General features: G+C 66.6%; 22 protein-coding genes. 14 read left to right on the top strand and 8 right to left on the bottom strand.

Translation table 11 applies throughout. The annotated features are described in order from the left end of the window. The first annotated feature begins 138 nt into the window (after positions 1 to 138). Positions 139 to 1,440: a pentapeptide repeat-containing protein gene (locus ACODS4_RS12580; RefSeq protein ID WP_488864083.1), complete on the top strand. Its 1,302-nt coding sequence runs from the start codon at positions 139 to 141 to the stop codon at positions 1,438 to 1,440. On the opposite strand, the gene ACODS4_RS12575 is transcribed toward ACODS4_RS12580, so the two are convergent. The 3 genes from ACODS4_RS12575 to ACODS4_RS12565 all read right to left on the bottom strand — a co-directional run bounded on the left by ACODS4_RS12575 (position 1,437) and on the right by ACODS4_RS12565 (position 5,956). Continuing rightward, a complete protein-coding gene (locus tag ACODS4_RS12575; protein WP_488864081.1) occupies positions 1,437 to 2,561 on the bottom strand; it encodes a CaiB/BaiF CoA transferase family protein in 1,125 nt (374 codons plus the stop codon). The two genes, ACODS4_RS12580 and ACODS4_RS12575, sit on opposite strands and share 4 nt — an antisense overlap. A gap of 181 nt (positions 2,562 to 2,742) precedes the next feature. Beyond that, complete coding sequence (moaA, locus tag ACODS4_RS12570; protein WP_488864079.1) at positions 2,743 to 3,759, bottom strand: GTP 3',8-cyclase MoaA; 1,017 nt, start codon at positions 3,757 to 3,759, stop codon at positions 2,743 to 2,745. A gap of 136 nt (positions 3,760 to 3,895) precedes the next feature. After that, complete coding sequence (locus ACODS4_RS12565; RefSeq protein ID WP_488864077.1) at positions 3,896 to 5,956, bottom strand: 4Fe-4S dicluster domain-containing protein; 2,061 nt, start codon at positions 5,954 to 5,956, stop codon at positions 3,896 to 3,898. Between the two features lie 253 nt (positions 5,957 to 6,209). On the opposite strand from ACODS4_RS12565, the gene ACODS4_RS12560 reads away from it, so the two are divergent. Then, positions 6,210 to 7,355, top strand: a complete 1,146-nt coding sequence (locus ACODS4_RS12560; protein ID WP_488864075.1) for a DNA cytosine methyltransferase — start codon at positions 6,210 to 6,212, stop codon at positions 7,353 to 7,355. Between the two features lie 52 nt (positions 7,356 to 7,407). Here ACODS4_RS12560 and ACODS4_RS12555 read toward each other — a convergent pair whose 3' ends face one another. Continuing rightward, complete coding sequence (locus tag ACODS4_RS12555; protein WP_488864073.1) at positions 7,408 to 8,460, bottom strand: NotI family restriction endonuclease; 1,053 nt, start codon at positions 8,458 to 8,460, stop codon at positions 7,408 to 7,410. Positions 8,461 to 8,789: 329 nt separating this feature from the next. Here ACODS4_RS12555 and ACODS4_RS12550 point away from each other — a divergent pair, with 329 nt between their 5' ends. After that, positions 8,790 to 10,328 (top strand): hypothetical protein, encoded by a 1,539-nt coding sequence (locus ACODS4_RS12550; protein WP_488864071.1) that lies wholly within the window; start codon positions 8,790 to 8,792, stop codon positions 10,326 to 10,328. 10 nt (positions 10,329 to 10,338) lie between these two features. On the opposite strand, the gene ACODS4_RS12545 is transcribed toward ACODS4_RS12550, so the two are convergent. Together ACODS4_RS12545 and ACODS4_RS12540 are read right to left on the bottom strand one after the other, a co-directional pair. Next, entirely contained in the window at positions 10,339 to 11,193 is an 855-nt protein-coding gene (locus ACODS4_RS12545) for an ABC transporter substrate-binding protein (protein WP_488864069.1), read from the bottom strand. Between the two features lie 82 nt (positions 11,194 to 11,275). Next, a complete protein-coding gene (locus ACODS4_RS12540; protein WP_488864067.1) occupies positions 11,276 to 11,971 on the bottom strand; it encodes an ABC transporter permease in 696 nt (231 codons plus the stop codon). A 97-nt stretch (positions 11,972 to 12,068) separates the two neighbouring features. Here ACODS4_RS12540 and fdhD point away from each other — a divergent pair, with 97 nt between their 5' ends. The 11 genes from fdhD to ACODS4_RS12485 all read left to right on the top strand — a co-directional run bounded on the left by fdhD (position 12,069) and on the right by ACODS4_RS12485 (position 21,499). Continuing rightward, positions 12,069 to 12,950, top strand: a complete 882-nt coding sequence (fdhD, locus tag ACODS4_RS12535; protein ID WP_488864065.1) for a formate dehydrogenase accessory sulfurtransferase FdhD — start codon at positions 12,069 to 12,071, stop codon at positions 12,948 to 12,950. Then, positions 12,943 to 13,563, top strand: a complete 621-nt coding sequence (mobA, locus tag ACODS4_RS12530) for a molybdenum cofactor guanylyltransferase MobA (protein WP_488864063.1) — start codon at positions 12,943 to 12,945, stop codon at positions 13,561 to 13,563. Before fdhD ends, mobA begins: the two co-directional genes overlap by 8 nt. Continuing rightward, positions 13,560 to 14,093 carry a DUF3305 domain-containing protein gene (locus ACODS4_RS12525; RefSeq protein ID WP_488864061.1) on the top strand — a complete coding sequence of 178 codons (534 nt, stop codon included), beginning with the start codon at positions 13,560 to 13,562 and terminating at the stop codon, positions 14,091 to 14,093. Before mobA ends, ACODS4_RS12525 begins: the two co-directional genes overlap by 4 nt. Further along, a complete protein-coding gene (locus ACODS4_RS12520) occupies positions 14,090 to 14,692 on the top strand; it encodes a DUF3306 domain-containing protein (RefSeq protein WP_488864059.1) in 603 nt (200 codons plus the stop codon). Before ACODS4_RS12525 ends, ACODS4_RS12520 begins: the two co-directional genes overlap by 4 nt. Positions 14,693 to 14,989: 297 nt before the next feature. Further along, positions 14,990 to 15,610 carry a TorD/DmsD family molecular chaperone gene (locus ACODS4_RS12515; protein ID WP_488864057.1) on the top strand — a complete coding sequence of 207 codons (621 nt, stop codon included), beginning with the start codon at positions 14,990 to 14,992 and terminating at the stop codon, positions 15,608 to 15,610. A 17-nt stretch (positions 15,611 to 15,627) separates the two neighbouring features. Beyond that, the gene (locus ACODS4_RS12510) at positions 15,628 to 15,846 is read left to right on the top strand and encodes a formate dehydrogenase (RefSeq protein ID WP_488864055.1); all 219 of its coding nucleotides are present in this window, start codon (positions 15,628 to 15,630) and stop codon (positions 15,844 to 15,846) included. Positions 15,847 to 15,859: 13 nt separating this feature from the next. Next, positions 15,860 to 18,763, top strand: a complete 2,904-nt coding sequence (locus ACODS4_RS12505; RefSeq protein WP_488864053.1) for a formate dehydrogenase subunit alpha — start codon at positions 15,860 to 15,862, stop codon at positions 18,761 to 18,763. A gap of 18 nt (positions 18,764 to 18,781) precedes the next feature. Beyond that, positions 18,782 to 19,414 (top strand): formate dehydrogenase FDH3 subunit beta, encoded by a 633-nt coding sequence (fdh3B, locus tag ACODS4_RS12500; protein ID WP_488864051.1) that lies wholly within the window; start codon positions 18,782 to 18,784, stop codon positions 19,412 to 19,414. A gap of 2 nt (positions 19,415 to 19,416) precedes the next feature. Next, positions 19,417 to 19,596: a hypothetical protein gene (locus ACODS4_RS12495; RefSeq protein WP_488864049.1), complete on the top strand. Its 180-nt coding sequence runs from the start codon at positions 19,417 to 19,419 to the stop codon at positions 19,594 to 19,596. Positions 19,597 to 19,610: 14 nt separating this feature from the next. Then, positions 19,611 to 20,621 carry a formate dehydrogenase subunit gamma gene (locus ACODS4_RS12490; RefSeq protein ID WP_488864047.1) on the top strand — a complete coding sequence of 337 codons (1,011 nt, stop codon included), beginning with the start codon at positions 19,611 to 19,613 and terminating at the stop codon, positions 20,619 to 20,621. Between the two features lie 182 nt (positions 20,622 to 20,803). Beyond that, entirely contained in the window at positions 20,804 to 21,499 is a 696-nt protein-coding gene (locus ACODS4_RS12485; RefSeq protein WP_488864045.1) for a class II aldolase/adducin family protein, read from the top strand. A 6-nt stretch (positions 21,500 to 21,505) separates the two neighbouring features. Here ACODS4_RS12485 and ACODS4_RS12480 read toward each other — a convergent pair whose 3' ends face one another. Together ACODS4_RS12480 and ACODS4_RS12475 are read right to left on the bottom strand one after the other, a co-directional pair. After that, positions 21,506 to 23,467 (bottom strand): ATP-binding protein, encoded by a 1,962-nt coding sequence (locus ACODS4_RS12480; RefSeq protein ID WP_488864043.1) that lies wholly within the window; start codon positions 23,465 to 23,467, stop codon positions 21,506 to 21,508. A 162-nt stretch (positions 23,468 to 23,629) separates the two neighbouring features. Continuing rightward, a complete protein-coding gene (locus ACODS4_RS12475) occupies positions 23,630 to 24,409 on the bottom strand; it encodes a DODA-type extradiol aromatic ring-opening family dioxygenase (RefSeq protein WP_488864041.1) in 780 nt (259 codons plus the stop codon). Between the last annotated feature and the right edge of the window lie 49 nt (positions 24,410 to 24,458).

Here is a 24,458-nt window from a genome sequence, read left to right as displayed (position 1 = left end):
CATGGCGTCTTTTCAAACCCGTCGCCGGACTCTTTCCAGCGATGGTTTAGAAATCCAACAATATGTAATAGGTACTTTTGCAGATCTGCCAAGCGGCCTATGATCCTTATCCGCTGAGGCATTGATGGGGACGCCTCCATGACTGACCGTGGCATGGAGTTCCTGAAACAGGTCAGGGATCACCTGTTTTATCTGAAGCTGCGCCCCGGCGGGGTCCGGCTACAGGCCAAGGCGGCTGATTTGTCGGGGCTGCGGCTGAAAGGCTTCACCCTCAATTCGGCGGTTCTGACGCAGGTCAATTTCTCGGACGCCGAGTTGGAGGCGGTCAGCTTTGACATGTCCGATCTGTTCGGCGCCAATTTCACCCGCGCCGTTCTCGTCGGCTCGCGCTTTGTCCGCGCCGATCTGCGCGGGGCCAATTTCCTGAAAGCCAACCTGCGCGGCACCGATTTTGAGGAGGCCGACCTGCGTCCCGGCCAAATCCTGACCTTCGTCTCCGGTCGGGAGGAAGTGCGGCAGCGCACGAACCTTCAGGACGCCTCGTTGGATGGGGTGAATTTCAAGAACGCCGATCTCAGCCACGCCGATTTGACCAACAGCGGCTTGCGGGGCACCGATTTCGCCGGAGCCAACCTGTTCGCCGCCAATCTGGCCGGGGCCGATCTGAGCGACGCCAACTTCACCGGGGCCAAGCTGAAAAAGGCGATTCTGAATGGGGCGACGCTGAACCAGACCATCCTGCGCAACGCCGATTTGCGCGACGCCGTGCTGCGCAACGTGGATTTTTCCAAGGCTGACGTGGTTGGGGCCAACCTCAACGGCGCGATTTACATGAAGGGCGGCGGCAGCCTGCGGCCCGAAGTGCGCCAGATGCTTGAACTGCACATTGCGTGGATCAACAGCGGCGGGCGGCATGGGGCGCGGGCCGATTTTTCCGATATGGATCTGCGCGGCGTCGATCTGACCGCCGCCGACCTGTCGGGCGCGGTGTTCCGCAACGCCCAGATGAGCGAGGCGTCGCTCGCCAACGCCCAACTGTCGCTGGCCGATTTCGGCGGGGCAAAGCTGTGTCAGGCCAAGTTGGATCAAGCCATTCTGACCGGGGCCAATTTGATGGGGGCCGATCTGTCGGGCGCCCACGCGGGCGACGCCGATCTTGGTCAGGTTGAGTTGCGCAAGCCCGACGGGACGCCGACCGGGCGCTGGTGGCCCGCCAACCTGTCCGGCGCGACGCTGAGCGGCGCCGATCTGCGCGGCGCGCGTCTGGGCGGCGCGCGCATCGCCGGAACGATCTTCGACAACGCCAACCTCGCCTCCGCCGATCTGCGCGGCTGCGACGAGACCACGGCGGACCTGTCGCGCGCCTATCTGTCCGGCGCGCGCCGTGGCCCGCTCCCCGCTCGCGAGGAGGCGGACACGCTGGGTCTGCTGGCGGTTTAAGCCGCCGCGCCGTTCCAGGCGGCCAGCACCGCCGCCGCGTCGCTGGCCCGCCAGGGCGCGCGGGCGGGCGGCGCGCCGCCATCGACGCGCAGGCCCATCAGCGTTTCCACCAACGGTTCGGCTCCCGGCGTCGCCTGAATCTGGCCGCGCGCGGCGATGTGCGGGTGCGCGGCGATCTCGCCGATTTCCGGCAGCGCCTCGAAACAGCAATCCACCGGGTCGAGCAGGGCTTGCCAATCCGCCAAATCGCGGCTGGCGAAAAGCTCGGACAGCTCCGCCGTCAGCGCGCTTTGCGGCAGGGCGTCCGTCTGTCGGGCGAGCCAGTCGGGGCGGTTCACCGCCGCGCAGAAGCCGCGCCAGAATTTCGGCTCCAGCGCCGACAGGGTGATGAAACGCCCGTCCGCCGTCTGGTAAATGCGGTAGCAGGCGACGCCGCCCGACAGCAGCGCCTCCCCCCGGTTCGGCATCTGGCCGCGCGCGGCGGCGGTCAAATTGATGCCCTGCCAGCCCAGCACGGTTTCCATGATCGACAGATCGAGGAAGCAGCCCGCGCCCGTGCGCTCCCGCCCGAACAGCGCCGCGACCACCGCCAGGGCGGTTTGCTGGGCGGAGGCGAAATCGGCGACCGGCAGATAGGAAATCACCGGACGGTCGGGCATGCCGGAGGCGTCCAGCCCGCCGCCGACCGCCATGTAATTCAGATCATGCCCGGCCCGCGTGGCGTAGGGGCCGCCATAGCCCCAGCCCGACAGGCTGGCGTGAACCAAGCGCGGGTTCAGCGCCCGCAGCCGCTCGCGCCCCAGCCCCAGCTTGTCCATCACGCCGGGGCGGTAGCTTTCGACCAGCGCGTCGGCTCGTGCGATCAGCGATTCCAGCGCCGCGCGGCCTTCCGCCGTCTTCAGATCCAGCGTGACGACGGTCTTGCCCGCCGTGAAGATCTTATACGCGGCGGTGACGCCGTCGCTGTCCTGCGGCCCGAGAAAGCGCAGCGGGTCGCCGTCCGGCGGCTCCACCTTCACCACCTCCGCCCCCAAATCGCCGAGAAGCTGGGCGGCGTGCGGGCCGGGCAGATACTGGCCAAGGTCGATGACGCGCAGGCCGGTCAGGAAGGGCAGGGGCATGGGGCGTTTCCGTGTTTCGTCGGGGTTTTTGTTTTGGGGTTTTGGGGGATGGCTTTGCCCCCTCCCTAACCCTCCCCCGTTCACGCGGGAGAGGGGATGACCGGCGCTTGTCCGAAAGGCCCCCTCTCCCGCTGGCAAGCGGGGGAGGGCTGGGGAGGGGGCCATGCTGACTCGCGCGCTCTCACCCCCCCGTCACGCTCATGTGCCGGGGAACCGCCGGGCCTTGGTGCTGGCGGTCGATGAGGAAATCATGGCCCTTGGGCTTGCGGGTGATGGCGTCGCGCACCGCGTCGATCAGCGGGCCGTCCTCGTCGCTCATCCGCAGGGGCGTGCGCAGGTCGGCGGCGTCCTCCTGGCCCAGGCACATGTAGAGCGTGCCGGTGCAGGTCAGCCGCACCCGGTTGCAGCTTTCGCAGAAATTGTGCGTCAGCGGCGTGATGAAGCCGACGCGCTGGCCGGTTTCCCGCACCCGGACATAGCGGGCGGGGCCGCCGGTGCGGTGGTCGCTCTCGTCCAGCGTCCAGCGTGTTTCCAACTCGGCCCGCAACTGGGTCAGCGGCCAATATTGATCGAGCCGCGCGCCCTCGCCAATGTCGCCCATCGGCATGACCTCGATGAAGGTCAGGTCAAAGCCCTGCTCGCCGCACCACGCCACCATGCGGTGGATCTCGTCGTCGTTGACGCCCTTCAGCGCCACGCAGTTGATCTTGATCTTCAGCCCGGCGTCCTTCGCCGCCTGGATTCCGCCCAGAATCTTGTCGAGCTTGCCCCAGCGGGTGATCGCCTGGAATTTGTGGGGGTCGAGCGTGTCCATCGACACGTTGATCCGCCGCACCCCGGCCTCATACAGCCCGGCGGCGTGCTTGAACAGCATGGTGCCGTTGGTGGTCAGGGTCAGCTCGTCCAGATCGCCGGACGCGATGTGACGGCCCAAGGCCCGGATCAACTGCATCACGTCGCGCCGCACCAGCGGTTCGCCGCCGGTCAGCCGCAGTTTTCGCGTGCCGAGCTTGACGAAGGCGCTGCACAGCCGGTCGATCTCCTCCAGCGTCAGCACGTCGGCCTTCGGCAGAAAGCTCATGTCTTCGGCCATGCAATAGACGCAACGCAGGTCGCAACGGTCGGTGACGGACACGCGCAGATACTGCACGGCCCGACCGAACGGGTCGATGAGGGGGGCGGGGGACACGCTCGTCATCGGCAGGCTCCGCTGCGCGGCGTCCGGTTGGAACGCCTTTTGTTGGTCTCACGCATCATACAGAGATGGTGTCCTTTTGTCCCACAGGGTAGGGCGGGGTCGCCTTGACGGCGATCAAGTCTTGGTGAGGATCGGGTCAATGCGGTTTGCCCGCCGCCGCGCGCTCGGCCTCATCCCGTTCAGCCTCATCCCGTTCGCGCAGATCGTCGTCGGTGGTGCGCGTCACCCGGGGCTGGCCCAGCGCAAAGGGCGCGCCGCCCTGGGCGAATTGGTCCTGAACCCGGCAATCCTCGCACATGCGGATGCGGTTGGCGGCCTCCGGCGTGGCGAACATCCAATGCTTTCCGGTCAACGTCGCGACGATCTTCTCGATCGAGGATTTGGTGGCGAAGGGCTTGCCGCAGGACACGCAGCAATAGGGTTCCTCCTCCTTCACCACCGACGCGCCGCGCGCGCGGTCGCGGAAGTCGATTTCCGGGACCAGGGTGATGACCTTCTCCGGGCAGGTCGTCTTGCACAGCCCGCATTGGACGCAGGCGTCCTGCGCGAAGGACAGCATCGGCTTGTCGGCGTTGTCGAGCAACGCCCCGGTCGGGCAGGCCCCGACGCAGGACAGGCACAGCGTGCAGCCCGCCACATCCACCGCCACCCGGCCGAAGGGCGCCCCCGGCGGAAGCGGCAAGACTTCGACCGGAGCAGGGGCGGCGCCGTGCAGATGGCGCAGGGCCAGCATGGTGACGCTTCGTTTGCTTCCCATCGGCAGGAACATCCCGGCCCGGTGCGGCGCGATGGCGGGCAGGCCCCACAGCTCCGCCGCAACGGCGTCGGGGTCGCGGGACTCGATCACCCCGACCCGACCGGAACCATAACCAAGACCGCTGAGGGCCGCCTCCGCCAAGCCGATCTGGCTGGCCAGCCCGGCGGTTTCCCCGGCATTCTCCGGCCCGGTCAGCACGCGGACATGGGCGCAGCCATAGGCCAGCGCCAGCGCGAACAGATCGAATCCGGCCTGCGTCACCTCGTTCAGGGCGAAGGGGATGATTCGGGCGGGCAGCCCCCGGCCATGGCGGGCGATCAGGCCGATCATCTCCTCCCCATGGCGCGGGTCGTGGATCAACAAAGCGGGGGCCGTTCCCCCCGCCATGGCGTGGGTGGTCAGCAGCGTGCGCAGCCGCTCATACACCGTGGCGGCGGGCGGCAGGGCGTAGGTGGCGGCCCCGGTCGGGCAGACCGACGCGCAGGATCCGCAACCGGCGCAGACATGCGGGTCGATGGCGACGACGTCGCCGTTCGGCGTGATCGCCCCGGTCGGGCAGACGTCCAGACAGCGCGAACAGCCGGTTTTGCGGCTGCGGGAATGGGCGCAGAGGTCGGGCTTGTAATCGACGAACAGCGGCTTTTCAAACTCTCCCACCAGATCGATCAGGGCGAGCAGAGCGTCGGCCACCTGCGCCGGATTGCCGGGATCGGCGCGCAGATAGCCGTCGCGCCGCCCATGGGCGGGGAACAGCGGCGCGCCGCCGGTCAAATCCAGGATCAAGTCGCAGCGGGCCGAGGCGCCGTGCCGCAGCGGCTCGAACGCCAGCGCGCCGCGCGCGGCGGGCAGGGCGGCGGCGTAATCATCCACCACGATCTCGAACGCCCCGACCCAGCCGCGCGCCGCGCGGATGCGGCCCCGGAACAGGGCGACGTCCATCACCGGCGGCGGCGCGACGTCGCGCGGCGCGGTCAACAGCACGGTGACGTCCAGATGCTTGGCGAGTCGCCGCCCGGCCTCCACCGCGCGCTCGTCGGACCCATAGACCAGACAGACGCCGTTGGAGGTCAGCGACAAGGCCCCGGTCGGCGGAATCGGCAGGGCCGCTTCGGCCAGCAGCGCGGCGATCTTCGGCAGGGCGTCCGCCCCCTCGTCCGACCAGCCCGCCTTTTCGCGGATGTTGACGAAGCCCAGCGCGACGTCGGGGGCCATGTCCGCCGCGATTTCGCGGAACAGCGGCGCCTCCTGCGTGCAGGCGACCAGCAGGGGGCCATCGGAGGCGGCGAGCGCCGCCTCGAACCGATCAAGCTGCGACCGGCACAAATGGCTGTGAACGGCGACCGCCCCCCCGGCCCCACAAGCCGCCCCCAGCGCCGCCCCATCCAACGCGACGCCGCCCGCGCAATCGCACACCATCACCGTCCGGCCACCGATCATCATGCCGCCGCTCCCCCCAGGTTCCGCCGACAGTGATATGGGCGCGGGCGGGGGCTTGGGAATGGGAAAGTTGGGGAATGGCGGGCGTTTGCGGTCTTGCCATGGGTTTCGGAACGGGATTAAAAGATTCCCAGTGGGTTTTCCGGGCGATGATGGCTCATCGCGTGGAAACGCCGTTGCAGAACATAACCAGAACTTTTAGACTGCGACTGTAGGAACGGATCGGTTCCGGGATCGTGAAAGCAAAAGGTGGCCGATGTCCGCGCAGCCGCGCCTGACCGCGATGGACCTGTTTTGTGGCGCTGGCGGGCTTTCCGAAGGGTTTCGCCAAGCGGGCTACCATGTGCTTGTCGGCAATGACGTCGACGCGGCGGCCGGAGCGACCTATCGCGCGACCCATCCAGAGGCGGACTTCATCCTTGGCCCAATTCAGGAGATCACGGTTGATCGGCTGATGGCGGCGGGCGGGGTGACGCGCGGGGCGTTGGACGTGCTGCTGGGCGGCCCGCCCTGCCAAGCCTATTCCGTTTACAACCACCAGCGCGGTTTGCACGACGCGCGCGCCGGTTTGTTTCGTGAGTATCTGCGGATCGTTGACGGCCTGCGCCCCAAATGGGTGGTGATGGAAAACGTCACCGGAATCACCTCCATCGCCGGAGGGGCGGTTGTTCAGTCGATCAAGGATGAGTTGCGCGGGCTTGGCTACGCCGTCGATTGCCGGGTGCTGAAGGCCGAAGAGTATGGCGTGCCGCAGGAACGGCGGCGCATCGTTTTCATTGGCAACCGGCTTGGCGCGCCGATTGACTTTCCCACCCCGACCCACGGACCTGCGGGCGGCGGCTTGACGCCCTTCACCACGATTTGGGACGCCATCGGCGATTTGGCCCCCTTGACCAACGGCCAGAAGCCTGGACCGCAACCCTATGTGGACGAGGCGGGTCACTGGTTCCGGGCCTATGCCCGTGACGGCGCGCCCGGTCTGGTCGGCAACCATGACGCCCCCCGGCTCAGCCCGGTCAACGAGGCGCGGATGCGCCACATCCCAATCGGCGGTTCGTGGCGCGACATTCCGTTTGAGTTGCTGCCGGATGGCATGAAGCGGGCCAAACGCAGCGATCACACCAAGCGTTATGGGCGGATGCGGCCCGACGGGCTGTCCTGCACCGTGCTGACCAAATGCGACGTCCATTGGGGCGCTTACATCCACCCCCACCAGGATCGGGCGATTTCGGTGCGTGAAGCGGCGCGCTTGCAGGCCTTTCCCGACAGCTTCGTCTTTCAGGGATCGCGCACCGAGCAGTATGTCCAGGTCGGCAACGCCGTTCCCCCCCTGCTGGGGCGACGCATCGCCGAGGTTGTGGCCGAAGGGCTTGCCTGTGGCCAACAGGGGATGGCGGCCTGACGTGGCCTTGTCGGCGGAGGGCGGGATTGCTCGTTCCGCTGATCGGAGCGCGTCAGGAGCGGTTTGAGAGTTTTTCCGCAATCCGCTCTTCAAAGGTCTGAAGCGGAACGGGCGTGCCCCCGGTCAGCCCCTCGATGGCGCGCTCAAGCGTGGTGTAGACCGTTCTGGAAACCGTCAGTTCAAAGCGGTTTTCATCGGCGCTCTTCACAAAATCGACCAGAAGCCAAGCGATGTCGGCGTTTGAGATTTCTGGAACGCTTTCCATCGGCCCCATGGATTCAAAAAAGGCGGTGTCCACGACGACGACCATCTTTTTTCCCCAACGCCGCAAGGGGGGAACTTTGATCTGAAGTTGCGGCATCAGCCGCTTTGGACCGCTGCTGCGGTAATCGGGACGTCGGAGTTTTGTGGGAAACAGCCTTGCCCCACCAGCCTGCGCGATGCTGTCGAACTCGACCTTCATCTCCGGGCCGGAAAAATACACCGCTTGAATCTCCAGGGCGCACCATTGCATGGGGTGATCCGCCGGAAGATTCCGTTTCACCAGAACCATGTCGATGCGCCCGACATCCTCGCCTTCACTGCCGTCAATGGTTCCGCTCGACTCCAGAAACCCGACCTCGCCCACCAGATGCGGGTTGGAGTCGCCGAGAATGCTTTCGCCTGCCCATTGAAAGACCGCGTTGCGCTCATGGAACCGCGACGGGCAGAGCGCGCGCAAGCCGCCCCGTTCGTCCTGGATTGGAATCGCGATGTCGCCACGTTTTTCATAAAGCCGCAGAGAGCATACGCCGCCGTCTTTGGTGCAGATCGCGTCAACCGACAGCCCCTTGAACGGGCAAATCTGATTGCTGGCCTGCTCCCGTTCTTTTTTCCGGCGGAGATCGTGCAACCGCGTCGCCTCCGCTGTTTTCAGGGGCGACGGGCTGGCGGCTTTTTCCTCCAGCGCAATCAAACGGTCGCGCTCCGCCTTGCTCAGGCGGGCCTTTTTGTCGGGTTTGAAGCGCGCCAGGACCAAACGCTCATCGTCGCTGAGATCGGTGAAGGAGCGTCCATACCACTCCCCAATGCCAAAGCGGCGCGTGCTGTTCGGATCAAGCGTCATGGCCGGACCATAGCACAATGTGCGGCGGTGTTGGGAAGGCCCCCATGGCTTTCCGACACAACCCTTTTCCACACCGCGCTTTGATGCTCGCCAGAGGACCGTGCTCGGGGTGTCTGAAAGAAGAGGCCAATCATTAGAAAGCAAAGCAATGGAAAAGAAATAATATTTCCCCGGAACTTTCAAAAGACATCACGCTTTTAACCTCCAGTTAATCGCTCCGATCACACTCTTGCTTGAGAGCATTCAAGAAAACATTCGGAATCGAAGCAATTGTGGCGGCGCGTCCGGCGTTGGGGCGGATGGGCGGCTTTGATGGGGGAGCGTTCACCATGGGCGTCAGCGCCGCAAGCTTGTTCGGGTCCACCGCGTCCGCCGCCGCTGCGGTCAAAATGCCGACGGCGCCCGCCGCCGCCGCGCCCGCCGAGGGCGGATGGAAAGCCGTGTCGGCGGAGAAGGCCAAGGGCGTCACCGACAAGGTGGAGGTCAGCGCGCTGGGCAAGGCGTTGAAGGGCGTGGCGGGGGATGTGTTCGCCGCGCTGGGGACCAAGGCGCGCGGCATGCTGGAGGGGCTGGTCAAGTCCAACCAGATGACCACGGAGGAGGTGTCGCTGGGGCTGCGGGCGCTGGCGACCTCCGGCCTGTATCAGCGCTTCAGCAAGGAACGACCGCAGGACGCCGACGACGCCGACCTCGCCGAGCAGGGCAAAATCCTGAGCGCGGCGGCGCAGCGTCGGGAAACGCGGGTCAGCGCGGCGCAGGACAAGATCCTCGCCCTCAACGCGCCGACGCGGGGCGGCGGGCCGCTTGATCCGGCGGCGGACGCGGCGCGAACGGAGCAGGTGGACGCCCTGAAGGCGGAAATCGACGCCGCTCAGAAAGAGGAATGGGAAAGCGTCGGCGGCGATCCGTCGAAAAAGATGGGCGCTCTGTTCGGCGCGCGCCTGAAAAAGGAGGAGGAGGCGTTCAAGCGGGCCGATTTCGGCGACACGGCGGACGGCTATCTCGCCCTGGACGACAAGAAGGGCCAAGACGCGCTGAAGCGCTTCAACGATCTGGGCTTCAAGCCCGAACTGTTCAAAAACGGGCTGAACAAATTCGTCGCCAACGTCGACATCCCCGAAGTCGGCAAGGGAACCTACACCGAAAACGCCGAATATGAGCCCGCCGCGCCCGATCCCGAACCGGAGGCGGCGGTCATCACCGACGCCACGCTGATGCTCGATGAGGCGGCCAAGGCGGCGTCGAAGGAATCGGCGTCCAAGGGCATGGCCGGCATGGGCAAGGTGACGAAGGACGCGCGCGACGCGCTGGACGACGGCTATCGCAAGCTGTCGGCCAACGGCAAGGCGGCGGATTTCGGCAAGGGCGACGAGACGGTCATCAACACCGTGTTCAGCGGGCTGGACCGGCGGTCGCTGTTCGCCGTCGCCAGCAACGGCGGCGGCCTGTTCTCGGACACCGAACAGAAGGCCGCGCAATCCCTGATGACCAAACAGCAGGACGAGGCGGCCAAACGCGCCGATCCGACCGGCGCCGATCCGTCCGCCCGGTTGAAGGCGGGCATCGCCTTCCTCGACGGCGTCAGCGCGGAGGAAAAGGCGTCGGCCAACTGGTCGGTGCAGCGGGCGGCGTCGCAATTGGCCTATGAAAACACCGTGCGCGCCGAGAACAAGCCGTCGCTGGTCGCCGACAGCCAAAGCCCGGTCGTCCGCATGATTAAGGAAGCGATGGCGGCCAAGAAAGGCCAGTCGTTCGAGGACATGGCGGGCAAAGGCTTTGTCAAGGATTTGGCCGCCATGCCCCTGTTTCGTCAGGGCGTTCCCAGCGTGAAAGGCTATCTGACCCTGCCGGTGGACTTGCGGGTCTGACCAGCCACCGTCACACCCCCGGTTCGTTGGCGTTGGGGAAGAACAGGGATTGGCCGTCGATCTGGTAATCGGCGATGGCCTTTTGCCCGTCCGCCGAGACCAGCCAATCGACGAAGGCTTGGCCGTCCTTGGCCTTCACATGGGGGAATTTGGCCGGGCTGACCAGCATCACGCCATATTGGTTGAACAGCCGCTTGTCGCCTTCGACCAGAACCGCCAAGCCGCCGCGATTTTTGAAGTTCAGCCAGGTGCCACGGTCGGCGAGCGCGTAGCCTTCCAGCGCGGCGGCGGTGTTCAGCGTCGGCCCCATGCCTTGGCCAATCGCCTTGTACCAGCCGCCTTCCGCCTTGGCCGGGTCGAGGTTGGCGGTTTTCCACAGGGACAGTTCGGCCTTGTGGGTGCCGCTGTCGTCGCCGCGCGACACGAAGGGGGATTTGCTCGCGGCGATCTTGGCCAGCGCGTCGGCGACGTCCGTCGATCCCTTGACGCCCGCCGGATCCTTGGCCGGACCGACAATGACGAAATCGTTGTACATCACCGGCTTGCGTTCGGCGGCGAAGCCGTCGGCGACAAATTTGTCTTCGGACGGCTTGTGGTGGACGAACAGCACGTCGGCGTCGCCGCGCTTGGCCAGATCAATGGCCTGCCCGGTGCCCTTGGCGACGACTCGCACGGCGATTCCCGTCTTCGCCGTGAAGGTCGGCAGCAGCGACTTGAACAGCCCGGAATCCTCGGTCGAGGTGGTGGAGGCCACGGTGATGAAGCGGTCCTCGGCCCGCGCGGTCGCGCCCAAACCCAGCCCAAACAGGGCGACGGCGGCGGCGCAACCCAGCGCGGCGCGGCTGATGAATGAACGGCGCAGCATTCCGTGATCCTCCCTTGACGCGTTGTGATCGACAAGACGTAACGCATCATGCGCCCTTCGGCCAGTCCCGCCCGTGAAGGCCTCAGCGCTGAGTGGCCTCGCGCAGCAGGGATGCGGCAAAATTGACCAGCAGCGACAGGGTCATCAGCACCACCCCCAGCCCCAGCGCGGTCGGCAGATCGCCCTTGCTGGTTTCCAGCGCGATGGCGGTGGTCATCACGCGGGTGGCGTGTTCGATGTTGCCGCCGACGATCATCACCGCGCCAACCTCCGCCGAGGCGCGCCCGAATCCGGCCAGAACGGTGGTCAGCAGGCTCCAGCGCGCTTCCGACAGCAGCGTCGTCAGCGTGTCGAGCGGCCCGGCCCCGGTGACGCGCAACAGATCGTCATACTCGACCAGCAGATCCTCCACCGTCTGGCGGGCCAGCGAGGCGACGATGGGAACGATCAAGACCGTTTGCGCCACGATCATCGCGGTGGGGGTGAACAGCAGCCCCAGAACGCCAAAGGGGCCGGAGCGCGACAGCAGCAAGAACACCACCAGCCCGACCACCACCGGCGGCAAGCCCATCATGGTGTTCAGCAACACCGTCAGCCCGCGCCGTCCGGGAAAGCGCAGCGCGGCGACGGCGGCCCCCAACGGCAAGCCGATCACGGTGGCGGCCAGAACGGCGGTCAGGCTGACCCGCAGCGACAGGCCGACGATGCCCATCAGCCCGTCGTCCAGCGTCGCGATCATCCGAAGGGCGGTGGTCAGAGCCTGGGTGAAATCCTGCATCAAGTCCGCCTGCATCGGGGCTGGTTGGGGGCAGCCCTAGGGCGCGGGGCGATGGTTGGGCTTGCCGCCGCGACGGCGGTCGCCCATGCTTGGCCGCATGAGCGACACGCCCCTCACCATACAGCCGGATCCGGCGAACCCCAAGCTGACCGAACGCGTGTCCGGCCTGGACCAGGACGGACGCCCGGTCGAAACCTCCGTCACCGTCGAGCGCCCGCTGACGCTCTATCTGAACGGGCAGGAGATCGTCACCATGATGACGATCGGCGATTACCCGGAGTGTCTGGCGGTCGGCTATCTGCTGAACCAGAACATGCTGCGACGCGACGACCGCATCACCGCCATCGATGTGGACGAGGAGACCGACACGGTGGTCGTCCGCACCGAACGCGCCACCGATTACGAAGCCAAGCTGAAGAAAAAGACCCTGACCTCGGGCTGCGCCCAGGGCACCGCCTTTGGCGACGTGATGGAGGTGTTCGAGACGGTGCGGCTGCCGCCCGACGCCCGCCTGCGCACCTCCTGGATCTACGCGCTCTCCAAGGCGATCAATCTGACGCCGAGTCTGTATCTGGAGGCCGGGGCGATCCATGGCTGCGTGTTGTGCCAGGAGGACCGCCCGCTGGTCTATATGGAGGATGTCGGGCGGCACAACGCGGTGGACAAGGTGGCCGGGTGGATGCATCTGAATCATGTTTCGGTCGCCGACAAAATCTTTTACACGACGGGTCGTTTGACCTCCGAAATGGTCATCAAGACGGTGCAGATGGGGATTCCGATCCTGATTTCCCGCTCCGGCTTCACCGCTTGGGGGGTGCAGTTGGCGCGTCAGGCCAACGTGACCCTGGTCGGACGGGCCAAGGGGCGGCGTTTTCTGGCGCTGGCCGGAACCGACCGCTTGATCTTCGACGCCGACCCCGCCGCAGCGGGTGAGGAAGACCAAAGGCACGGGCGCAAGGGGGGCCGCGCGGATGAGTGAGGTGGTGGGGTTGCTGCTGGCTGGCGGGCTGTCGCGCCGGATGGGGGGCGGCGACAAGAATTTGCAGCGGTTGGCCGGGCGGACGATTCTGGAGCGCGTCATCGACGCCGCCCGTCCGCAGGTCGGCGCGCTGGTGCTGAACGCCAACGGCGACCCGGCGCGTTTCGCTCCATTCGGCCTGCCGGTGGCGGCGGACGTGGTCGGCGGCTATCCGGGGCCGTTGGCCGGGGTGTTGACCGGGCTGGAATGGGCGCGCGACCACGCGCCGGGCGCCCGTTGGGTCGTCACCTTCGCCACCGACGCGCCCTTTCTGCCGGGCGATCTGGTGGCCCGCTTGACGGCGGCGGTGGAGCGCGAGGGGGCCGATCTCGCCTGCGCCCGCTCCGATGGGCAGACGCATCCGGTCTTCGGGCTGTGGCCGGTGGCGCTGGCCGCCGATCTGCGCCGCGCCGTGGAGGAGGAGGGGGTGCGCAAGGTGGATTCCTGGACCGGGCGCTACCGGCTGGCGGTGGCCGATTTCTCCATTGATCCGGTCGATCCCTTCTTCAACGCCAACCGGCCCGAGGACATCGAAGAGGCCGAACGGCTCTTGGTGTGGGGGGCTTCGCGGTGATCGACGATCCGGCCCCGGAACCGCTGAAGCGCATCGAAACCCTGCCGTTGGGCATCGTGGTGGAGCGTCGCGCCTCGACCAGCCCGTGGGCCGAATGGTGCTGGCGGGTGGCGGCGGTGATTCCCGGCGCGGGGCCGGTCGATCCGCCGGGCCGCGTTCTGCGCGCGGGCGAGGGCTGGACCCACACCCACGCGGCGACGCTGGAACTGGAGCTGTTCCGCACCGACACCGAAGGCTACCGCCTGAATCTGTCGCAGGAACCGCCCCGCCTGTGGGTGGTGCTGCGCCCCGACATGGATGGGGACGCGGATGGCGAGCGGATGGTCCCCGTCGTCGTCACCGCGTCCGCCCATGAGGGGGAGGGCTATCAGGTCGGCATGGACGTGGTGGAAACCGTGCCGATGCCGCCGGACATCGCCGCTTTGGTCCGGGATTTCGTCGATCAGCACCATGTCGACGTCCCGTTCGAGAAGCGCGAGCGCAAACGCCATTTCGACAAGGACGGCAAACGGGGCGGTGGGCCGCGATGAGCGACGAAGCGTTCCTGTCGCGCTGGTCGCGGTTGAAGCGCGCCTCGGCGACGCCGCCGGATCCCGCGCCGCCAACCACTGATCCGCCGGTCGCGGCGGCGTTGGTGGAGACGGAGGGGGACGCGCCGCCGCCTTCGGTGGACGAGGCCGCCGATCCTCTGGCCAATCTGCCCGCGCTTGAGGATCTGACCGCCGAGTCCGACTTCACGCCCTTCCTGCGCGCCGACGTGCCGGAGGATCTTCACCGTCAGGCGCTGCGCAAGCTGTGGACCTCCGACCCGGTTTACGCCAACGACGACGGGTTGAAGGACTACGCCGACGACTACACCGGCCTGTTCGACCTGAGCGAGCCGGTGAAAACGCTCTACCGCGTCGGGCGCGGCTTTCTGACCGATGACCCGGAATCTCCCTCTCGGGGAGAGGGCCGGGGTGAGAGTGAGGCGTTGCCGGACCTTGCCAACCCGACTGACACGTTGCCCCCGCCGGTCGAGACTCCGCTCGCCGACTCTGTCCTCGCCGCCGATCCCCCTCACCCCGCCCCTCTCAGCCCTGGAGAAAATTTGGGGGAGAGGGAGGACGCGCCGCCCCCGCGCGTCTGAGGCAAAACGCCGCATCCCATCGCGCCCCTTACAACGCAAGGGGCGCTCTGACAGCGCGAGCATAGCGCTTTCAGAAAGAGTGGTTTGGGCCATTTTTCCGCCCTGTCCTTTGTTGACAAAGCGTCCAACCGGGCTTTCTTATTAACGATATCTGCCGTGTTAAGCCTCTGTCCAGCAAAGGCTTTTCGCAGATGCACCAAAACGGGCGAGGGTCCGGTTGGACCATTTGGCGAGGCCCCGCGCGCCGCGCCGCAAAGCCTGTGCCATGTGGGTTGGGGAGGATTTCGGCCTGTGGCCATGAGCGCCGATCACGCGGTTGACGACACGGACTCCGTCCCCTTGGCGGAGGAGGAGTTGCTGCGCGCGCGCCTCTACGGCCTGCTCGCCCGCCTGCTGCGCGCGCCGCCCGACGCCGATCTGCTGGCCGGTTTGTCGGAAATTCGTGGCGACGGCGGCCCCTTCGGCGACGCGCTTGATCGCTTGGCCAGCGCGGCGCGCGATGACGGCGCGGCGGCGGTGGCGGCGGAACACACCATCCTCTTCATCGGCGTCGGCGGCAGCGAACGGCTACCCTACGCCTCGTATTATTTGACCGGCTTCATGAACGAAAAGCCGCTGGCCGAACTGCGCGACGACATGGCCCGGTTGGGCGTCGCGCGCGCCGACGGGGTGTGCGAGCCGGAAGACCATCTGGCCGCGCTGTTCGAGATGATGGCCGGGCTGATCGGCGGCGCGTTTGGCGACGCGGCGGATCTGCGTGAACAGCGGCGCTTTTACGACCGTCACATCGGCTCGTGGGCCGGGCGGTTTTTCGCGGATCTCCAGACCTCGCCCTCGGCGCGCTTTTATCGGGCGGTCGGGGCGGTCGGCGAACAGTTTTTGGCGGTCGAGGGCCGGGCCTTCGACCTTGCGGCGTGATGGACGGGAGCGAGACCATGATGGACCGGGACAAGACGGATAAGCCCAACAGCGCGGTGGCGCGGCGCGACCTGTTCCGCGTCGCCGGTCTTGGCGTCGGCGCGCTGGGCGCCGTCGCCGTCGGGGCGGTCGCCGTCACCGGACCCGCCGAAGCCGCGCCAGCCGATTCCACCACCACCACGGGCTACCGCGAGACCGACCATGTTCGGAAGGTCTATGAGCTGAGCCGCTTCTAAGAGGATCGCCCCGATGCTCATCAAGAAAAGCGCGGCCGCCGCCGGTGGCCGTCATCTGTCCCGCAGCCTGTCGCAGACCGTCGGCGCCGTCACTGGGGCCACGGTGGACCGCCGCGCCTTCCTGCGCGGTTCCGGTCTGGCCGCTGGCGGCGCGGCGCTCGCCGCGACGATGCCCTTCGGCATGGTGAAGAAGGCGGACGCCGCCGGTCCGGCGACCGCCGCCGCTGGCGCGCCGATCAAACAGCTCAAGACCATCTGCACCCATTGTTCGGTCGGCTGCACCGTGGTGGCCGAGGTTCAGAACGGCGTGTGGATCGGCCAGGAACCCGGTTTCGACAGCCCGATCAATCTGGGCGCCCATTGCGCCAAGGGCGCGTCGGTGCGCGAACACGCGCATGGCGAACGCCGCCTGCGCTATCCCATGAAGATGGTCAACGGCGTCTGGACCCGCGTCTCCTGGGATCAGGCGATTCAGGAGGTCGGCGACAAGCTGCTGGAGATCCGGCAGAAATCCGGCCCCGATGCGGTGTTCTGGCTGGGGTCGGCCAAGCACAGCAACGAACAGGCCTATCTGTTCCGCAAATTCGCCGCTCTTTGGGGCACCAACAACGTCGATCATCAGGCGCGCATCTGCCATTCGACGACGGTGGCGGGCGTGGCCAACGTCTGGGGCTATGGCGCCATGACGAACAGCTACAACGACATCCAGAAGTCGAAGGCGCTGTTCTTCATCGGCTCCAACGCCGCCGAGGCGCACCCGGTGTCGATGCTCCACATCCTGAAGGCCAAGGAGCAGAACAACGCGCCGCTGATCGTCGCCGATCCGCGCTTCACCCGCACCGCCGCCAAGGCCGACGAGTACATCCGTTTCCGTCCCGGCACCGACGTCGGCCTGATCTGGGGCATCCTCTGGCACATTCTGGAGAATGGCTGGGAGGACAAGGAGTACATCGCCAAGCGCGTCTACGGCTTTGACGACATCCGCGCCGAGGTCGCCAAATGGACCCCGGCGGAGGTGGAGCGCGTGACCGGCGTTCCCGGATCGCAGCTCAAGCGCGTCGCCCGCACGCTGGCGTCCAACCGGCCCGGCACGTTGGTCTGGTGCATGGGCGGCACCCAGCACCACATCGGCAACAACAACACGCGCGCCTATTGCGTCCTGCAATTGGCGCTGGGCAACATCGGCGTGTCGGGCGGCGGCACCAACATTTTCCGTGGCCACGACAACGTCCAGGGCGCGACCGACTTCGGCGTCACGTCGGACAGCTTGCCCGGCTATTACGGTTTGGCCGACGGCGCGTGGAAACATTGGGCGCGCGTGTGGGATCTGCCCTATGACAGCCTCCTCGCCCGCTTCGCGTCCAAAGAATTGATGGAGAGAACCGGCATTCCGGTGTCGCGCTGGTACGACGGCGTCCTGGAAGCCAAGGAGAACATGGACCAGCCGGAATCCCTGAAGGCGATGGTCTTCTGGGGCCACGCGCCGAACAGCCAGGTGCGTTTGCCGGAAATGAAGAAGGCGATGGAGAAGCTGGAGCTTCTCGTCGTCGTCGATCCCTACCCGACGATGACGGCGGTGCTGTCGGATCGGAAGGACAATTTCTATCTGCTGCCCGCCGCCACCCAGTTCGAGACCTACGGCTCGGCGACCGCGTCGAACCGCTCGGTGCAATGGCGCGAAAAGATCATCGAACCGTTGTTCGAGGCGAAGACCGATCACGAGATCATGTGTCTCTTCGCCAAGAAATTCGGTTACGACAAGGATCTGTTCAAGAACATCAAGGTCAACGGCAATGAGCCGCTGATCGAGGACATCACGCGCGAGTGGAATCGCGGCATGTGGTCGGTCGGCTACACCGGCCAGTCGCCGGAGCGCATGAAACTGCACATGCAGCATCAGGCGACCTTCGACAAGACGACGCTGCGCGCCGTCGGCGGCCCGTGCGACGGCGAGTTCTTCGGCCTGCCCTGGCCCTGCTGGGGAACGCCGGAGATGAAGCATCCGGGCAGCGCCAACCTGTACGACACCTCGTTGCCGGTGGCCGAGGGCGGCGGCGCCTTCCGCGCCCGTTTCGGGGTGGAGCGCAACGGCGTGACCCTGCTGGCCGAAGGCTCCTACCCGGAAGGCTCGCCGATCAAGGACGGCTACCCGGAAGTCACCATGGCGATGCTGCAAAAGCTGGGATTCGACAAGGATCTGACGGCGGAAGAGCTGGCGGTCATCCAGAAGATCGGCGGCGAGAAGATCGGCGCGGTGTCCTGGACCACCGACCTGTCGGGCGGCATCCAGCGCGTGGCGGTCAAGAACGGCCTGAACCCGCCGGGCAACGCCAAGGCGCGCTGCGTCGCCTGGAACTTCCCCGATCCGGTGCCGATCCATCGCGAACCGCTCTACACCCCGCGCCGCGATCTGGTCGCCAGCTACCCGACCTACAAAGACACCAAATCCTGGCGCCTGCCGACGCTCTACAAGTCGATTCAGGACCGCGACGTGTCCAAGGAATACCCGATCATCCTCACCTCGGGCCGTTTGGTCGAGTATGAGGGCGGCGGCGACGAGACCCGGTCCAACCCCTGGCTGGCCGAGTTGCAGCAGGACATGTTCGTGGAACTGAACCCGTTCGACGCCAACAACGCCGGGATCAAGGACGGCCAGATGGTGTGGGTCGAAGGAGCCGAGAAGGGCCGCGTCAAGGTCAAGGCGATGGTGACGGAACGGGTGGGGCGCGGCGTCGCCTTCATGCCCTTCCATTTCGGCGGCTGGTATCAGGGGCAGGATCTGCGGTCGAAATACCCCAAGGGGGCCGACCCGATCGTGCTGGGCGAGGCGGCGAACACCGCCACGACCTATGGCTATGATTCAGTGACGCAGATGCAGGAAACCAAAACCACCCTTTGCCGCATCGCGGCGGTTTGAGCACGGGAGCGCTGAACCATGGCCCGCATGAAATTCCTGTGCGACGCGGAACGCTGCATCGAATGCAACGCCTGCGTCACCGCCTGCAAAAACGAGCATGAGGTTCCCTGGGGCGTCAACCGCCGCCGGGTCGTGACCATCAATGACGGCAAGCCGGGCGAACGGACGATCTCCGTCGCCTGCATGCATTGCTCCGACGCGCCGTGCAAGGCGGTCTGTCCGGTCGATTGCTTCTATCAGACCGACCAGGGCGTGGTGCTGCACAACAAGGATCTGTGCATCGGCTGCGGCTATTGCTTCTACGCTTGCCCGTTCGGCGCGCCGCAATACCCGCAGGCGGGAAATTTCGGCACGCGCGGCAAGATGGACAAATGCACCTTCTGCTCCGGCGGCCCGGAAGAGGACATGTCCGACGCCGAGTTCAAGAAATACGGGCGCAACCGTCTGGCCGAAGGCAAGCTGCCGCTGTGCGCCGAAATGTGCTCCACCAAGGCGCTGTTGGCCGGTGACGCCGACAAGGTGTCGGACATCTACCGCGAGCGCGTCGTCGCCCGTGGTTTTGGCTCCGGCGCCTGGGGTTGGGGCACGGCGTACCAGACTAAGAACGGCCAGGAGCGCGACCAGCTTCGCGAGCGCAAGCAGGGGCAATGACCATGCGTGGTCTTTCCCTGATCGCGGCGGCGTCCATCGCCCTGCTGGCCGGGTGCCAGGAGGAGTCGGCGCCGCGACCGATCCACATTGAGAAGGGCGTCTACCAGGGCGCCCCCGACACGCCGCGCACCGAAGACGAGTTGCGGGCGCTCCAGCAGCGCGCCGCGACTCAACGATTCTGAGCGGGAGAGACACGATGACGCGGCGCCTGCCCCTTTTCATGACGGCTCTGGCTCTTGTCGGCGGGTTGGCGGTCGCCGCTCCGGCGCTGGCCGCTCCCAGCGACGCGCCGCCGGTGCCGACCCAGATCGAAGGGGTGAATCGGGGCGACGTCTGGCAGGCGGTGCGGACCGGCCAGACGGTGGGCGTCGTCTCGATTCCCGACAAAAAAGCCGCCGTGCTGATCCAGTCGGAGGGGGAGGCGTGGCGCGCCCTGCGGAATGGGCCGCTCAGCCAGTATGGGTCCTGGGTGTTGGGCGGGGTTTTCGCGGTTCTGGCGCTGTTTTTCCTGCTGCGCGGGCGGATTCGCATCGACGGGGCCAAGACCGGCAAAACCATCCAGCGCTTCAACGCCTTTGAACGCGGCGCCCATTGGTTGACGGCGGGCAGCTTCGTCGTGTTGGCGGTGTCGGGACTCAATCTGCTGTACGGGCGTCACACCCTGTTGCCGCTGTTGGGGCCGCAACCCTTCGCGACGTTGACCCATTACGGCAAGCTCGCCCACAATTTCCTTGGCTTCGCCTTCATCCTAGGGCTGCTGTTGATCTTCCTCTTGTGGGTGCGCCACAACATTCCCGAACGCCATGATCTGGTGTGGTTCCTGAAGGCGGGCGGCCTGTTTTCCAAGGGCGTTCACCCCCCGGCCCGCAAGTTCAACGGCGGCCAGAAGGTGATTTTCTGGTCCACCGTGGTCGGCGGCGGAATGCTGGCCTTCACTGGCGTGCAACTGATCTTCCCCTTCAGCTTCGCCACCCTGGCCGAGTTGCAACTGTTCCAGTTGGGGCACGCGGCCATCGCCATCATCATGATCGCCATCATCGTCGCCCACATCTACATCGGTTCGGTCGGCATGGAGGGGGCCTTCGCCGCCATGGGCGATGGGCAGGTCGAACTGCAATGGGCGCGCGAGCATCATTCCCTGTGGGTGGAGGAAGTCACCGGCGAGAAGCCCGGCCACCACCACGGCCACGGAACCCCGGCGGAGTGATTTTTGATTGCGCGCCCCCTCCTCCCTTTTGCGGGGGGGAGGGAGCTTTGCGCGGCATCTCCCTCTCCCGCGAAGCGGGGGAGGGTCGGGGAGGGGGAAAAAACCGAACCGGCCCGACGCTCTTGACGCCGCCCCGCCGATCTGGCTCGCTGCCGCTGCGATCCTGACGGAGACACTCCCTGATGACTGAGCTTGCCAATCGGACTGAACGCCGGGCGATCATCGACGCCTGCCTCGCCATGAACCGGCTGGGCGTCAATCAAGGTTCGTCGGGCAATCTGTCGATTCGGGTCGCCGACGGCTTTCTCGTCACCCCGACCAGCCTGCCCTATGACGAGATGACGCCGGAGGACATCGTCGCGATGGGCTTCGACGGAACCTATGTCGGCGCGCGTCGCCCGTCGTCGGAATGGCGGTTCCACCGCGACATTCTGCGCGCCCGCGCCGACGTGGACGTCGTGCTGCACGCGCACCCGACTTTCGCCACGGCGCTGGCCGTGCATGGCCACGGCATTCCCAGCTTTCATTACATGGTGGCGCTGGCTGGCGGCGATTCGATCCGCTGCGCGCCCTACGCCACCTTCGGGACGCAAGAACTGTCCGACCACGCGCTCGCCGCGTTGGACGGGCGGTTGGCCTGCCTGCTGGCGAACCACGGCATGATCGTGTTGGGCAAAAGCGTGAAAGCGGCGTTGGCCTTGGCGGTGGAGGTTGAAACGCTGGCCCGCCAATATCTCCACGCCCAACAGCTTGGCGAGCCGGTGATCCTGCCGCCCGCCGAAATCGCGCGGGTGGCCGACAAGATGCGTCGGATGAAGTACGGCCAACCCATCGACGACAGCGACGCCCCGGAAGACACCGCGCGCCCGCGCGCGTGACCGTTCTTACGGCGTCAGTTGCGCCATCGGTTTGTAGGACGCGACGCGCAGCAACGGGGGAGCGCCGTCGATGGCGTCGAGTCGCAGGGGGCGTTCCTCCGCCGGGGGCTGGTAAACGGCGGGCAGGGTCAAGGTGATGCGGGTGCCTTGCCCCGGTTCGCTCGCCACTTCGATGTCGCCGCCCAGCATGGCGGTGTAATGGCCGACTAGGGTGAGGCCCAGACCGGCGCCGCGCCGCTTGCCGTTGGTCGGCGCCGCGCCGCCTTGGACGAAGGGTTGGAACAGGCGCCCGGTTTGCGCGCTGGCGAAACCGCGCCCGCTGTCGGTCACGGTGAAACGGAACCAGGGCGCGCCGTCGCGCTCGGTCTTTTCGGCCCCCAGGGTGATCGCGCCGCTCTGGGTGAATTTGCAGGCGTTGTCCAGCAGGTTCAGCAGCGCTTGCCGCACCTTGGTGAAGTCGGAGTGCATGGCGCCCAGCCCGGCGTCGGCGGCGATGTCCAGGCTGTTGTCGTGCAAATCGGCGTTGGGCAGGCTGCGTTCGCGGACCTCGACCAGCAGGCGGTTGACGTCGAAATCCTGAAGGCAGACGTCCATCGTCCCGGCCTCGATCTTGGCGTAATCGAGCAGCGAATCGACCAGCCCGACCAACTGCTCGCCGGTCCACTGGATGTGCTCGACGTCGGTCGCCAACTCGGTCACGCCCAGCCGGTGCAACTCGCTCATCAACGTTTGGCTGGATTGGATGATGTCGGTCAACGGGCTGTGCAGTTGTTGGCCCATGTTGACCATGAAATTGGTCTTGGCCTCGTTGGCGTTCTCGGCGCGGGCTTTGTCGCGCAACAAGGCGCTCGTCTGAATCTCGGTTTCCTGCCGCTCGCGTTCGGCAGCCTCGGCGGTGGCGCGCAGGCGGTGAACGGCGCGCGCCATGGCGGCGATTTCGTCGTCGCCCCGGATGGCGGGCAGGGGAAAATTGGTCTGTCCAGCGGCCAACGCCGTCACCGCGTCGGCCATGCTGTGGACGGGGCGCCCAACGCTGCGCTGGATCAGCCACACCGCCAGCAGCCCGATCAGCAGAATGACGCCGCCGATGGACAGGGCGATCTTGGTGTAGCCGCCCATGCTGGCGGTGAGCGCGCTGCGCAGCCCGTCGGCTCCACCATCGGCGCGGAGGCGCACCTCGCCGATGTTGGCCGCGATTCCGGCGGCGTTCGGGGCCATGGCGTCGGCGCGCAGCCCATCTTCTTCAACCAGCGTGGCTTCGATCTGGGTCAGGTTGTCTTCGACCTTGACCAGCAGATCGCTGACCTCGCCGATGATCTGGCGGGTGCCGGGAACCCAGAGATAGCGGTTCATTTCCGCCAGCTTGTTGCGGGCGGCGGCCAATTCCGTCCGCATCTTTTCAGCGTCCAGCGGGTCGCGGCGCTCGATGTAGCGGGACAGATGCTCTTGCATCAGCAGCACGGCGATGGCGGCGTCGCTGGCCAGGGCCGTCGAATCGACTCCACCGGCGTTCTTCAACTGCCCAAGCTTCTCGCGGGTCTGGCTGACCAGAGGTTCCAAGGCGGTGATGATTCGGGTGTTGCGGTCGTCCCGCAGGGCGATGACGCGCTGGACGGCCGTCCAATATTCCGTGACCGAGGCGGCGGCCTTGGCCAGCGCCTTTTGATCGGCGGGATCGGTCGCCGCCTTGGTCAACGCCGCGAGCCGCTCGTTGATGCTGTCGTGGCGCAAGGTGGCGTCAAGCCGACTCTGGTCGTCGCCATAGGTCAGATGGTCGCGAACCGACACCTCAAGATCGCGCAAGGCGATGTCGGCGTCGGCCGCCGTCTGCGACATGTTGGCGCTGTTGGAAAAAACGCCGACGTCGCGGCTCACCGCGTAGAACCAACCGAGGCCGACGATGGTCAGCGCCAGCACCAAAGCCAGCGCCACGCCGAAGCCGACCGAAATTCGGGAGGCCACGGTCATCGCGCGGAATCGGGGCAGGCCGCCGCTCCGGGACAGAATGCCGCTCCGCTTCACGCCAACTCCCGCACGCGATGTCCAATCCAAAAAAGCGCGGGGCGATGGGCCGCCGCGCGGGCGGGATTGTAGCTTGACGCGTCCGTCCCGCAAACAGGCAAGTGGTGGTTAATCTCCGTCCATCGGGTTGGAAAAGGCGTAGGCCTGCATGCCGATGCTGCCATGCTCGAACCCGGCGTGCAGCCGTTCGGCCCTTGCGCCCTCGCCAGCGGCGCCGAAGGCGACCGGCAGAGGCAGGAAATGCTCGTCGCTGGGGTGGGCGCGGCGGGCGTCGGGGCTGCGGGTTTGCCACTCGGCGAGCGCCTGGGAATCGCCAGCGGCCAACGTCGCGTCGAGCCAGTTGGCGAAATCGCTGGCCCAGCGCGCCACGCCGACGCCGCCGAACTGGAACTCCCGCAGATTGTGGACCGCGCCGCCGCTGCCCAAAATCAACACGCCTTCACGGCGCAGCGCGGCCAATTGCCGCCCCATGGCGATGTGGTCGGCGGCGCTGCGCCCCGGTTGAACCGCGACCTGCGCCACCGGAATGTCGGCCTCGGGGTACATCAGCATCATCGGGACCCAAGCGCCGTGATCCAGCCCTTGAGCGGGATCCAGGACGGCGCCGGTCAGACCGGCGACCCGCTCGGCCAGCGCGGGCGCGCCGGGGGCCGGGTAGCGCAGCCGGTAGAGCGCGTCGGGGAAGCCGTAGAAGTCATGGACGGTTTCCGGCGCGGCGGCGCGGCTGACCGCCGGTCGCCGGGTGGTCCAATGAGCCGAGACGGCGAGAACGGCGCTGGGGCGTCCGAGTCGGGCGCCCAGCCCGGCCAGGAAGTCGCGGCCAGGGCTGTTTTCCAGGATCAGGGTGGGGGCGCCGTGGGAAACGAACACGGAGGGAAAAGCGGTCATGATCGGGGCGGACTCCAGCCGGGCCATGGGGCGCAGCCAGCATGATGTG

It is taken from the genome of Azospirillum sp. FG154 (assembly GCF_057809575.1).
This window is presented reverse-complemented; position numbering and strand designations above follow the sequence as displayed.